This window comes from Acinetobacter lanii (assembly GCF_011578285.1).
GTDB lineage: Bacteria > Pseudomonadota > Gammaproteobacteria > Pseudomonadales > Moraxellaceae > Acinetobacter > Acinetobacter lanii.
Window position 1 is genome coordinate 347,999 of record NZ_CP049916.1, and the last position, 13,874, is coordinate 361,872.

General features: G+C 40.4%; 7 protein-coding genes and 4 pseudogenes. 8 read left to right on the forward strand and 3 right to left on the reverse strand.

Annotated features, from left to right (window positions below; genetic code table 11):
• Positions 1 to 194: 194 nt before the first annotated feature.
• The 8 genes and pseudogenes from G8D99_RS01565 to G8D99_RS01600 all read left to right on the forward strand — a co-directional run.
• Positions 195 to 4,525, forward strand: a pseudogene (locus tag G8D99_RS01565) (RHS repeat-associated core domain-containing protein); the annotation flags it as partial.
• Positions 4,526 to 5,486: 961 nt separating this feature from the next.
• Positions 5,487 to 5,915, forward strand: a complete 429-nt coding sequence (locus G8D99_RS01570) for a hypothetical protein (protein WP_166322009.1) — start codon at positions 5,487 to 5,489, stop codon at positions 5,913 to 5,915.
• A gap of 256 nt (positions 5,916 to 6,171) precedes the next feature.
• A pseudogene (locus tag G8D99_RS01575) lies at positions 6,172 to 7,150 on the forward strand (IS110 family transposase).
• A gap of 102 nt (positions 7,151 to 7,252) precedes the next feature.
• A complete protein-coding gene (locus G8D99_RS01580; RefSeq protein WP_166322011.1) occupies positions 7,253 to 7,663 on the forward strand; it encodes a transposase family protein in 411 nt (136 codons plus the stop codon).
• Positions 7,611 to 8,087 carry a transposase family protein gene (locus tag G8D99_RS15570; RefSeq protein ID WP_196782895.1) on the forward strand — a complete coding sequence of 159 codons (477 nt, stop codon included), beginning with the start codon at positions 7,611 to 7,613 and terminating at the stop codon, positions 8,085 to 8,087. Before G8D99_RS01580 ends, G8D99_RS15570 begins: the two co-directional genes overlap by 53 nt.
• Positions 8,088 to 8,153: 66 nt before the next feature.
• Positions 8,154 to 8,837, forward strand: a pseudogene (locus G8D99_RS15850) (RHS repeat-associated core domain-containing protein); the annotation flags it as partial.
• A 1,032-nt stretch (positions 8,838 to 9,869) separates the two neighbouring features.
• On the forward strand, positions 9,870 to 10,328 hold the full coding sequence (locus G8D99_RS01595) for a hypothetical protein (RefSeq protein WP_166322013.1): 459 nt from the start codon (positions 9,870 to 9,872) through the stop codon (positions 10,326 to 10,328).
• Positions 10,329 to 10,370: 42 nt separating this feature from the next.
• Positions 10,371 to 10,820, forward strand: a complete 450-nt coding sequence (locus G8D99_RS01600; protein ID WP_166322015.1) for a hypothetical protein — start codon at positions 10,371 to 10,373, stop codon at positions 10,818 to 10,820.
• Between the two features lie 32 nt (positions 10,821 to 10,852).
• Here the strand turns inward: G8D99_RS01600 and G8D99_RS01605 are convergent, their stop codons facing one another.
• The 3 genes and pseudogenes from G8D99_RS01605 to G8D99_RS01615 all read right to left on the reverse strand — a co-directional run bounded on the left by G8D99_RS01605 (position 10,853) and on the right by G8D99_RS01615 (position 13,729).
• Positions 10,853 to 11,317: an IS1 family transposase gene (locus tag G8D99_RS01605; RefSeq protein ID WP_166327440.1), complete on the reverse strand. Its 465-nt coding sequence runs from the start codon at positions 11,315 to 11,317 to the stop codon at positions 10,853 to 10,855.
• A 104-nt stretch (positions 11,318 to 11,421) separates the two neighbouring features.
• Positions 11,422 to 12,612, reverse strand: a pseudogene (tnpC, locus tag G8D99_RS01610) (IS66 family transposase); the annotation flags it as partial.
• A 41-nt stretch (positions 12,613 to 12,653) separates the two neighbouring features.
• Positions 12,654 to 13,729 (reverse strand): IS3 family transposase gene (locus G8D99_RS01615; RefSeq protein WP_104505755.1). Its coding sequence is split into 2 segments (ribosomal slippage): positions 12,654 to 13,477 and positions 13,477 to 13,729, totalling 1,077 coding nucleotides; the frame shifts between segments, so codons are not numbered across the junction.
• Positions 13,730 to 13,874 lie beyond the last annotated feature (145 nt).

Genomic DNA, 13,874 nt, shown 5'->3' on the forward strand with positions numbered 1-13,874 from the left:
AGTGCTGTTAGCACTTAAGAGTGAAGTTAGCCTAGTTCCTATTTTAGAAAAACAATACCTATACAGCAAAATTGTTAAAAAACATAAATATGTATAGAATGCATACAGAATAATTAGATTTTCTAATCAATTTTAATTTCAAAAATAAATGTTTTTCATAAAACAAATCTAAAAATAAACAATAAAGGTTCGGTATGACATTTCAAGACGTGAATAACGCAAGTGCATCAGGTGCAAGTTCAGTAGGTGAGACTGAGCAAGACGTGGTTGAGCAACCAGTTGAGGTGGCGGTATTTAACCTTGAAAGCACGCGCAGTCCAACCGATTTGCAAATGATGGCCAATCAAATTCAGCGTTTTTTACATGATTGTGGTGATACCAATTTATCGAATTTACAACCCTCGGCGAATGTGCCGATGGTGGCAAACTCCTTTGCACTTACGGGCAGTGTACTGGATCTGATTTTATATAGCTTACTGCCTAAACAAGGCGAGCTCGGCGTACAACAAGTCGCGATGTTGAGTGCTAATCTCATTGGTTTATTTTTGGCACCGCAAGCGGAAGCCCATGTGCGTATGGCCTTACGCCCAATGCTAGGCCTCATGGCCGAGTGCTTATACCGAGAAGGTGGTCACAAATACGAGAAGGCGACATCAAACGCCTGTCGCTGCATCTCAATGCCCGTATTGCTGGGGACTTGGGATTATTTCTTAAAGAAACCAAAGGCAAACTTGGTGGTTTGCTCTCTAGTGCCAGTGCGCTGGGTACCCAAATATTAACGACACTGGCACTGCCTAAACCCAATATCAGTACGGTATTGACTGCATCCACCATTGCAGCGGGCGGTGGGGGAGCGAGTGCTGATAAGCGTGATCCGAAGGAACAATTCACCAACTGGGCTTCGCCCTTGGCCAGTTTGTTGGCCACCCCATCTTTAGCCGATATTAAACCTGTTTTTCCCCTGATTCCCGGTATGAACTTGCAAATTAAAGCCAGCCTTGCCTTGAGCACCCTTGCAGGGGCGATGCAACAACAAGCCGGTGGGCAGAAATACACCCTGATGTGGTTGATCGATGAAACCTTAAAAGCCATTGAGGCACTCGGGGAAAAGGTCAGTGCCAGTGTGCCGATCTCACAAACCGGTGAATTGGAGCGCCATGTCAAAGGGGATATTTTAGAGTTTGTCTCGCTACAGGCGAATGCATTAAATGATCCAAGTTGTGTCACTAAAGCAGGAGATTCTGCCACAGGACAAAGTATTAGCTATGCGATCGGTGCTGAACGAGTCAAACATAGCGATTTCTACCTGTCTAAACTTGGTTTTGGTTTTAGCCGGCAATACAACTCGCAGATGTCAGAGTTTGATGACAGTTGTATCGGTGCACGTTGGATGATGCCGTTTTCCAATCGGATTGAAGCGACCGAATATGGTTATCTGTTTATTGACAGCAATGGACGTAAACACCGCTTGCCAGCCAGTATTACTGAGCAAGCCTACGAAGTGCCATTTGAAGGTTTTGTGGTTGTTCCCTTAGAGAACGGTGATTTGACCCTGAATTTTGGCGGTGATTGGAGCTTTCACTTCCACAATTTTAATGCCGCACAGAATTTGCATGGCACCTACCATCTGATTCAACAGCACAATACCAAAAGCAATGAACAGGTGGATTTAGACTATCTGGTGGTCAATGGACAAGCCTACTTGAAGCAAGTCGATTTTAAACTGAAAACCGCACAGCACAGCCTGAAATTTGCCTACAACGATCAGATTAAAATCATTGCCGTATTTGTTGATGAGCAGGCACAACCCTTAGCCCAATATCAATATGATGCCCAAGGTAACCTGATTAAAGCCATCGATGAAAATGGTCATACCCGAGACTATCAATATAACCATGCCCATCAACTGACACGCTACAGTGACCGTACGGGACGTGGACAAAACATTCGTTATGAATCGACAGCAGTGGATGCCAAAGCCATTGAAGAATGGGCAGATGATGGCCGTTTCCATACCAAGCTCAAATGGCATCCGCGCTTACGCCAAGTTGCCGTTTATGACGCCTATGACAACCCGACTTATTACTACTTTGATCTAGAAGGCTTTACTTACCGCACTCGACTCGCTGATGGACGAGAATCATGGTATTCCCGAGATCAATACAAACGCATTACACGCCAAATTGATTTCGAAGGGCGAGAAATCCAACAAGAATATGATAAAGCTGGGCAACTGAGTAAAATCGTGCAGCCCAATGGTGGGATCATCCGCTTTGCCTATGATGAGCAAGGCAACTTAATCGAAACCAAAGACCCTGAAGGCAATATTTGGAAACGCGAATACGATGCTGAGGGCAATGTCAGCAAAGAGATCAATCCACTGGGGCAGGTGACCCAATACAAATATAACGCCGAAGGACAACTCACAGAAATCATCGATGCCAAAGGCGGTAAAAGGACCTTGCAGTACAATGAACTCGGTCAAATGACCCGTTATAGCGACTGCTCAGGCAAAGAAAGTGCATGGGAATATGATGAAGAAGGGCAACTCAAACAACAACAAGATGCCACAGCTCATGCAGTACAGTATATCTACAGTGAAAAAGGCATGGATAAAGGCCAATTAAAAAGCATTATCTATCCAGATGGCCTCAAAGAACACTTTGAACATGATCAAGAAGGACGCTTACTCAAACATACCGATACCGCAGGCAAAGTCACCACATACAGCTATAATCAAAGTGGCTTATTGACCCAACGCATCGATGCCAATAAACATCAAATTGCTTATCACTGGGACAAACAAGGGCGTATTCAAAAGCTGATCAATCAAAACCATGCCGAATATCTGTTTGACTATAACGGTTTTGGCCAACTGATGCGGGAACAAAGCTTTGATGGCGAAGAACGCCACTATGCCTATATGGAAAATGGACGCCTGTTCCAAATCCGTATGCCAAACGTCATCATCCAGTTTAGTTACCATGCTGATGGGCAAATTGCAGAGAAACTGTATACCCATATTGAAAGCCGTAAAACGCAGAAAGAAACATTTGACTATAACCTCAATGGCCAACTCAGTCGGGTCAGCAATGAACACAGCCAAATCGACTTCTACCGAAATCAAATTGGGCAATTAATACGAGAACATCAGCACTACAAACTGCCTGATCTCAATCCGATGACGGCAGTACTACGTTATGACTATGATGAACTAGGCAATCTGATCAAAACCATCCGACCGGATGGCCATGAAGTCACACATTTAAGTTATGGATCAGGTCATGTCTACGGCATTGCCCTCAATCAAAAAGACATGATTGGCTTTAAGCGTGATGACTTGCACCGAGAAACAGAACGTTACTTGGCCAATGGCTTGATTCAACGCAACCAATATAACGATGTAGGGTTACTGATCTCCCAACAGATTCAGCCTGAGCAAGAAACCCAATCGCCACTTGATCCATCACAACAGACAAAAGTACTGCATCAGGCACAGCGCCACTACCACTACGACAAGAACTACCTACTCACCCAAGTCGACGACAGTCGTTTGGGCAAACTGAACTACCACTATGACCCGATTGGACGCTTGATTAAAAGCCAAAGTCCTCAGCACATAGAAAGTTTTAGCTTTGACCCCGCAGGGAATCTGATTGATCCGATTGCCACTCAAGTCAGCCAAGTCAAAGACAATCTGATTAGAGAATACCAAGGCAAACGCTACAGCTATGATGCACAAGGCAATGTGATTGAAACCACACAGGGCAACAAGACCTTAAAACTCACATGGGACAACCTGAATCGATTAATTCAAAGTAATCATAATGGACGCATCACCCATTATGGTTATGACGTATTTGGCCGACGCCTGTATAAAAAATCCCAAGATCAAAAGGGCACAGAGACCTTAACCTTATTTGGTTGGGATGGTGACCTGATGATTTGGGAGTCTAAAACCATAGCAGCGCATAAAGCTCAGAATAGCCAAGCCGATCACCACAACAAACAGGAATACACCAAGCACTATATCTATGAACCGAACAGCTTTGTGCCAGCCCTACAGGCAGGCTATAGCCAATTTATCAAACTGATTGACACCCCAGACTACAGCCGATTTAAAACTGAGCCATATTCGATTTATAAAGACCCCGTATGGAAAACAGAAACGCGAAAACAACGCACTGAACTCGAACGCGTCGCTTTTTACCACTGTGATCAAGTGGGTACACCGCAAAGTCTGAGTAATGAGTTAGGTGAATGTATTTGGAGTATCCGACAAAGCACATGGGGCAGAGCAGAAGAGATCAGCCAACAAAACCCAGACAACCCGTTTGAGCAAACAGAGATTCGTTTCCAAGGTCAATATTACGATGAGGAAACAGGACTACACTATAACCGTTACAGATATTATGAGCCGCACAGTGCACGCTATATTTCTAAAGATCCAATTGGGCTTAATGGTGGATTAAATAATTTAGCTTATGTAAGTGATCCTAATCAGTGGGTGGATCCGTTAGGGCTTAATCAAGTGTGGGTAAATGTTAAAACTGGTGAGCGTGCTGGGCGAAAAAAAGGACCAGATTGGGAAAATTGGGTGCCTTATAAGGATCCAGATGGACGAGTGAATACTGCGGCATCTAATGTAGAAGCGAAATTAAATAGTCAACGTGAACAAGAAATTGAAGGTTATAATCGTAGAATTGAAAATACTAGAAAAATTGAAAAAGTTAACGAGGCTTGGAATAAGTCTATAGAAAGTATGAATAATCAAAATGAATTATTATCAAAACGAGTATCAAACATCGATTTTATATGTGGGTGTAAAGTTACGTTATGGGGGTCAATAAAAGAAGACTATCAACGTGGTGAAATATTAGATAATGGTCTGCGAGGTGCATTAGGAGTAACTCACGGTTTTACAATGGGGTTATCGACAATAGCGTTAAGAGAAAATAATTTGGTACCTGAGCATCTGCTAGACACAGAGCACATATCGTTCAAAGCAGCGGATAAAGTAGTATTAGTTGGTACTATAGCTACAGGCCGAGGAGTCGTACTATTAAAGCAGGGAGCACATTTATCTAAAAATGTGAGACGTATGGATCCTGAGCAAGTTGGTTATGGGTTTATATCTAACGCAAATAAAGTTGCTGATAAAAAAATGGCTAAAGGTACAGCAATAATAGGGGGGCAATATATACAAAGTGAGGTTGAAGGTGTGGTTGTAGATAAGTTAGATAATTTAATTTTTGGTGATAAATAATATGAAGTTTTTTTTTATATTAGTTTTGATTGGTTTTTTATTTTATAGTTCTTATGATTGTATTATAAATGATGCTTGTGGTTTTGGTCGTGCTGGTAGAGATGTTTTGTGGGGTACGTTAACGTCATACTTTAAAATATCCATTAATGTTTTTTTTATAATATTCTTTATAATTTATTTATTGATAGGTTTTAATAAAAAGTAATTGCAGAGATTTAATATGAAGTTTGTGGTTGTTTTTTTTACAATGATTTTTATATCTAATGCATATTCTAAAGAATTTCTGCTGAAGCTCAATATTGGTAATTTTTTAGAAAAAATAAAAAATTATGATAAAGATAGAAGGTTTGTTTATAAAAATAATGATACTCCTAAAAATAGCCCTCAATTATATTTTTTGAGAGATGCAAAAAGTAATAATAATTTCGGGAATTTTGATAAAGAAGTAATAGAATATGGGTTTGTTGATATGGGTAAGGATATTGATTATATATATGCAGAGCATTTTTTTGATTGTAAATCAAAACATAAAATTATATATAGTCAGATATTTGATGAAAATGGAGTATATTTAAGATCAAAAATATCATATTATAAATTTGAAGACTCAAGCTTGCAATTAGATCAAATGATTTGTAGCGTTAATTAAATATTTTTTAAATGATTTTAGGCTAATCAATAGATCTTGTATCTTAGCGCTTGTAGTGATTAGCTTCCACTATATGCAAATTGTAGAGTTTGTAATAGACCTAAGACTTTTAGTCTGTGAAAGAGATAAAACCTACAATTTGCCCTAACCACTTGCACAACTCTGGACGGTAACTAAGCACTTTGATGCTGTATTCACAAGAAAAGACGGTGGTTATGCTAAAACAATAATTGAATAAATAAAGCAGGTAAAAATTATGTTTTATCTTGGTATTGATGTTGCTAAAGCTAAAATTGATTGCTGTTTAATTTTAGAAAACTCTGTAAGTAAAAAGAAGACTAAAACTTTTTCAAATACACCAAAAGGTTTTGAGCAACTTCAAACTTGGCTAAAGCAGCATGCTGTAACTTCTACGCAGACCATTACTTTAATGGAAGCAACTTCTATTTATCATGAACTCTTGGCGAAATATTTATTTGATGCGGGCTATCAAGTCTGCGTAACCAATCCTGCCAGAGCTCGATATTTTGCTCAGAGTATGTCTAAGCTGAATAAAACAGACAAGGTAGATAGTGAGGTTCTAGCCCGATTCGCAATGACTGCTGATCTACATTTTTGGCAACCTTTACCCCAACATATTCAATTGCTGAATGCTTTGTTGGATAGAAGAGCTGCTCTTTGTGAAGATTTACAACGTGAAGAGAATCGTTTGGAAAAAGCAGAGTCTACCTTCACGATGGAACCTGTACTTCAATCTATCCATAAGAGCATTGAACAGTTAAACAAACACATTCAGGGTATCGACCAGCAAGTTGATGATCACATTGATCAGAATCCCGATTTAAAAAATGATAAAGCTGCTCAGCAGTATTCCAGCCATTGCAGATCGAACCAGTTTATTAATGCTGAGTTTCTTGCGCAGCCATACGTTTGAAAGGGCTAGTCAAGCGGCTGCCTTTGTTGGCTTGGTTCCCATTCAAAAGCAGTCGGGTAGCTCGATTCATGGTAGAAGCCGTTTATCCAAAGCGGACTCTTCCAAAATACGTGCTGGTTTATATATGGCAGCCATTGTCGCAACTCGACATAATCCTCATATCAAAGGGATGAATAAAAGGTTATTGGCCAATGGTAAAACCAAAATGATAGCGATTGGAGCTGCGATGAGGAAGTTGGTTCATCTTTGTTATGATGTACTCAAACATCAACAACCTTACCAAGCAGATTATTCAGCATGAATTTTCAATAATTTGCTTGACGTTTCAGACGGTATCTCTTTCATAAATCAAAAAACGATCTATCTTTTGCTGATTATTTATACCAAAGAATTTTAAATATTCATGCATAATTTGCGGATGAAATACATCGACTCAAAGAAGCTTTCTGAAACACAGTTTAAGCGATATACAGGCATCTCATGGTCAACCTTTGATTTGATGGTTGAACAACTGAAAATGCATGTCCCTGCTAAAGGTAGACCACCTAAGTTAAGTGTAGAAGATCAGGTTTTACTCTGTTTGAGCTATTGGCGTGAATACCGAACATTGTTCCATGTCGCAACAAGTTATGGCGTGTCAGAGCCTACTGCTTCAAGAATTGTTCGCCATGTAGAAGATTGCCTAATCAAGTCCAATTTATTCAATTTACCGAAGGATTTGCCTGAAGGCGAAGGTATAGACTGGAATGTGGTGATCGTAGATGCTACAGAAATCCCAATACAAAGACCTAAAAAAACAGAAGAAAAGCTATAGTGGGAAGAAGAAGGCACATACTTTCAAAGTACAGGCCATCATTCATTATAGAACTCAGCAAGTTCTGAGTTTATGCATAAGTCGTGGTGCAGTACATGATTTCGAGCTCTTCAAAGGTAACTTGAATCAGATTCCTAAAGGGTCTTTTATTCTTGCAGATAAAGGCTATCAAGGGATTTATGCAGTATATCCGAATAGCTTATTGCCTCTAAAAGCAAAGAAGCACTGCAAACTAGATCCCGAGCTAAAAATTTACAATCAAGAAATCAATAAAAGAAGAATTGGAATTGAGCATGTATTTGGCAGTTTGAAAACCTTTAAAATCCTTGCTGAGCGATATCGTAATCGAGGCAAAAGACTAGGTTTAAGATTCAATTTAATTGCTGGAATCTACAACATGGAACTGAGTAAAAATGACTTATGAAAGAACTCTATTTAGAAAACCGAATAAGGGTAATATAACTTTAGATAATATCTGTATAAAGCCTAAAACAGCCTGATCTTATTTGGTTGGGATGGGGATTTGATGATTTGGGAGTCTAAAACCACAACAACATATAAAGTTCAGAATAGCCAAGCCGATAACCCCAAAAAACAGGAATATACCAAGCACTACATTTATGAACCGAACAGCTTTGTGCCGGCCCTACAGGCAGGCTATAGCCAATTTATCAAACTGATCGAAACCCCTGACTACAGCCGATTTAAAACTGAGCCGTATTCGATTTATAAAGACCCCGTATGGAAAACAGAAACGCGAAAGCAACGAACTGAACTCGAACGTGTCGCTTTTTACCACTGTGATCAAGTGGGTACACCACAAAGTCTGAGTAATGAGTTAGAAGAATGTGTGTGGAGTATTCGACAAAGCACGTGGGGTAGAGCAGAAGAGATCAGCCAACCCAACCCAGACAATCCATTTGAGCAAACAGAGATTCGTTTCCAAGGGCAATATTACGATGAGGAAACAGGACTGCACTATAACCGTTACAGATATTATGAGCCGCATAGTGCACGATATATTTCAAAAGATCCGATTGGATTGCAAGGAGGATTAAATAATTCGGCTTATGTAAGTGATCCGAATCAGTGGGTCGATCCCTTGGGGTTAGCAGGAATATGGACAAATGGGAAAGGTGCATATTCAGATCGTAAGGAAGGATCAGATTGGTATCCGGCATCAGACAGCTATGGACGTCCTGATTCGCAAGCGTTAGCGCAGGAAAATAAATTAAATCAGCTTCGCCAACAACAAATTGAAATGGATCATTGGCGTAAGGAGCAGGTTGCACAAAGAAAAGCTATTGAAGAAAATAATGCAAAATATAATGAATGGGCAAGAGAACAGAATAGAAAAGCCGAACAGCAATTACGTATTTATAATGCTAGCCAAATTCCTAAAATTGAAACCCCATGGGTTCCACCAGCTTTACCACAAGAGGTAGTTGATTTTTCGGCAGGAGTTGGGGATATGCTAAGTTTTGGTGCTACAGATTATATAAGAGATAAAATGGGAACGAATGGGGTGGTTGATAAAGGCTCTTACAGTTATGGATCTGGGCAAGCTACAGGTGTTGCCGTGGGAATGATGACTGAGTTTGGTGCTGCAGCCTCAGCTAGAGGGGTGGGTACGGTAGCACAAATTGGCACTACCAATGTTTTAAAGGCATCTGCAATAAGTTCAGTTACAGGTCAAGTGTATACATGTAATTGTGATTATGCATCTGTGAATATAAATACACCTATTGGTTCTGTAGGAACTACTGTTAATTTACTTAGTCCCGATGTATTTGGGTCGGTAGGCGGATCGGCAAGTAATGTAGCGGAACCTGCTGGAAAAGCGATAGCAAAAGCAATTGGTTTACCAACTAAGCACATTGAAAAACCTAAACCAGCTAGTCTTAGTGTTACATTTGGTAAAGTTGAGAATATAAGTGAAAATGAAAATAGAGCAAGAGAAGTATCAGAATTTTTGAAGGGTAAATCTTATAATACCACGGTTACAGCACCTGTAGTTGGTATAACGGGCGGATATACGTTTCCGGGTCAGACTATTGATGAGGGTAAAGATCCTTTCAAAGAAAAATATGCCACAGAACGTGGTTGGTCTATGGGGGGAGGTGGAGTTGATGCGTCCGTTTCTGGCTCAGTAAAAATAATAGGAAAAGGCGGTTGGTATGATCCTTCGGAAAGGAATAAGTAAAAAATGTTTATCATGAATAAGAAATTGCTAATAAGAATTCTACTCGGTGCATGGTTTATATTTCTGTTTTATGTGCTCATTATTCCAAATAAGGTTCATCGTGAAGGTATGATAGATCAAGAACAGCTTTCAAATAAATTATTTGGAGCTTATAGTAGTCATCGGTATGAAGAAGGCCTTAATAAAGAAACATATTTATCAAGCATAGCATTCATTGATAAACAAGAATTAAGCAAACACGATTTAAACGACAAAATAGCTGACTTAAAGAAACATGGGTGGAAGCAAGTCTATCCTGCGCGAGAGGATCAAATCACACTATGTTTCGGGAATCAAAATGAAATTATAATAGTTTATCCAACCAAACTTAACTATCCGAATGGTATGAGATTAACCGAAGCTGATTTAGCGAATTGGATTATAAATTATACATATACTTATAAGGGGGGAGAATATTGCTAACTATTATTAGTGGTTTGTATAGGTATTGTTGCATAAAGCCTTATGAATAGAAAAATACTGAAAAATATTCTATTAGGTGCATGGTTTATATTTCTATTTTATGTACTCTTTATTCCAAATAAGGTTCATCGTGAAGGTATGGTAGATCAAGAACAGCTTTCAAATAAAATATTTGGAGAATATGACAGTTATAATTTTAAAATAGTTTTTACAAAAGAGATTACACTATCTTCAACAGCAAAAGTCAAAAAAGTTGATCTATCCCAGAATACCATGGCTAATAAAATTGATTTATTAAAGGACAGTGGGTGGAGTTATGGCAATGGAGCAAAAGATGATCAAGTGATTTTATGTAATGGTAAAAAAAATATGATGATGATTGTTTTTCCAAGGAAAATTAATTACAAAGATGGGAGAAAACGAGAATTAGATGATTTGAAATATTGGATTATTAATTATGTCTATGCTTATAAGGGAGTAGAGTATTGCTAAAAACCTATTGTTGAAAGGAATTCTGGTAGTGTCTAAATGTGACGTGTTAACCACCTATCTTTCATGTCTTGATTGTATTTTAATAAAAATAGATGCAAGACAGCTTCATGATTTTCTTTCTTCTTCGAAAAGCTTAAAGTTTTCCGTGTAAAACGCCCTAAGCGATTTCTTAATGTGGCATTGAAACGCTCAACATGGTTGGTTAAACCTGTATGTTTACCTACAGAGCGATGAGTATCAGGATCAAATACCTCAGCATAACTTGACCAATAATCACTACAGGTTGCTAAATTAAAGTAGCTTGTGGGAATACGGCAACGTAAATCTGTACACGTTTTATCATTACGCTGACCACACACATAAGCCACTATTTGGCGTGTACGATGGCAGGGAGCAATCCAAGTCCAAACCTTATGGCGACGGGCTTTTACGAAACTCCATAACTCATCAAGCTCAAGGACATCTGTTGGATGAGCATCAAGTAATTCGTCACTCAGTTTCCTGCTGTTTACTTTTTTTTATCCAGGCCATCAGTGTTTCAGGTGCAACACCGAATAGACGCTGCATGCCGTAAGCGTCCGCTGAATCCCATGCCTATTTTTTAATTTTGGTCGGATTTCCAGCGGTGTGGCAGTAATTCTTCTATTTGGGTGACTTTATGCGTCGGCAGCCTTTTCAGCACATCACTTAAATAGGCATACGGATCCAGTCCATTCAGCTTTGCTGACTGGATTAAAGTCATGATATTGGCAGCTCGTTGGCCGCTGCGCAGCGAGCCAGCAAACAGCCAGTTCTTACGTCCCAACGCCCAGGGGCGCATCTGATTTTCAATCCAGTTATTATCTATAGGCAAATTGCCATCATCCAGATAGCGGCAGAGTGCCTGCCAACGTTTTAGGCTGTAATTGATCGCCTTGGCAGTTGGAGAACTCGATGGCACCGCCAGATAATGTTGGCTGAGCCATTCATACAGTTGTTGCATCACCGTTTGGCTATGCTGTTGCCGGTATTCGCGGCGATGTTCTGCTGTACCATCGGTCTTTTTCCTGAGTTCTGCTTCTATGGCATACAGTTTCTGAATCAGCACTAATGCCTGTTCAGCGATCTGACTTTTCCCGGTCACATACAGTTCATGGAATTTACGACGTGCATGTGCCATGCAGCCCACCTCAATGACCTGGCCTGATTTAAAGCGTGCTTTATAACCACTGTAATCATCACAGACCAGATGACCCTGCCAGCCATTCAGGAACGCTTCAGCATGCTGACCTGAACGACTATCCTGAAAGTCATAGATCACTGCCTGAACTGGATTGTACTGTGTAGTGGCATAGGCCCAGACATAACCTTTCTTCGGTTTTTTCTCATCATCACCCATCCGCATGATGGTGACCGGCGTTTCATCGGCATGGATCACCCGCTGTTGCAGCACCACCTGTTTTAAGGCATTGGCCAGAGGTTCCAGTTCCACACCGCAGCGACCAATCCAGTCAGATAAAGTAGATCTGGACAGATCAATGCCCGCCCGCTGATAGATCAGGCGCTGACGGTACAGCGGCAAATGATCGGCATACTTCGATACCAGCACATGGCTGAGCAATTCAGGTGAAGCAATGCCTTTATCAATCACATAGGCAGGCATCGCTTGCTGAGTCAGAGTGTCGCACTGATCACAGACCCATTTGCCACGGACATGCTGTTCCTTGTAGAACTGTGCCGGTCTGAAATGCAGTTTTTCACTGATATCTTCGCCGATACGACGTAACTGGCAGCCACAACTGCATTGGGTTGATGGGTAATCCTCCCATAAATAACCGAAGTTAAAAGTAGAGGTTAAGCAGCCATTAGAGGTGGCTTTCCTTTGTTTGCTTGATGTGGTCTTTCATGGTTGTAATGCCACAGCCAACTCGTTGCATAATCTTGTACTTCATCCAAAGTATCAAATAAATGTTTACTCAGCCAGCTATAACGTATGGTCCGATTATAACGTTCAATATATGCATTCTGTTGTGGCTTACCCGGTTGAATATATTCAATACGAATGCCGTGCTCAGTAGCCCAACGTACAAATTCATGACTGATAAACTCCGGGCCATTGTCACACCGAATAACTAACGGTTTTTCTCGCCATTCCAATAGCTGATTCAACGTACGAATAACCCTGATTGTGGGCAATGAGAATCCTGCTTCAATGGCTAGGCCTTCGCGGCGGTAATCATCAATTACATTCAATAGCCGATACTTTCGACCATCGGAAAGCTGATCATGCATAAAATCTAATGACCAAACTTGATTTTCTCGGATTGGTTCCTTTAGTGGTTCTGGTGCATGTCTTTTTAGTCTTCTTCTTGGCTTAATACGCAGATTCAGTGCCAACTCACAGTAAATGCGATAAACCCGCTTGTGATTCCAGCAGTGATTCTCAACATGTCGTAAATATGAGAAGCACAGACCGAATCCCCAATCTGTATTTTCTTCAGTGAGTTCAATGAGCTGTTCAGCAATTAATGCATTGTCATCGCTGAGTTTGGCTTGATAGCGGTAGCAGGTTTCACTAATGCCAAATGCTTTACAAGCCAAACGAATACTAATGGCATGCTGGGCAACTACCTGATGTGCCATCTTACGCCGGCAAGATGGCTTCACCACTTTTTTACCATCGCTTCCTGGATGATCTCTGCCTTTAATCGTTCTTCCGCATACATCTTTTTAAGTCTGGTATTTTCTGCTTCCAGCTCTTTCAGTCGAGCCATCAATGAGGTATCCATACCGCCATATTTGGCACGCCATTTATAAAACGTGGCATTACTCATGCCGTGTTCACGACAAAGGGCGGCTACAGGTGTGCCAGATTCCGCCTGCTTCAAGATGGACATGATCTGACTGTCAGTAAATTTCGATGTTTTCATGCAGAATCTCCTGCTTGTATCTTAAGAGAAAATTCTACTTTTAGATCCTTTTATTTTTAGGGGGGATTACCATTCCACTCCATAGTTCTAACTTAAATATCTTCCCGATTACAGCAACTATAGGAAAGAGTATTTGAAATAATAA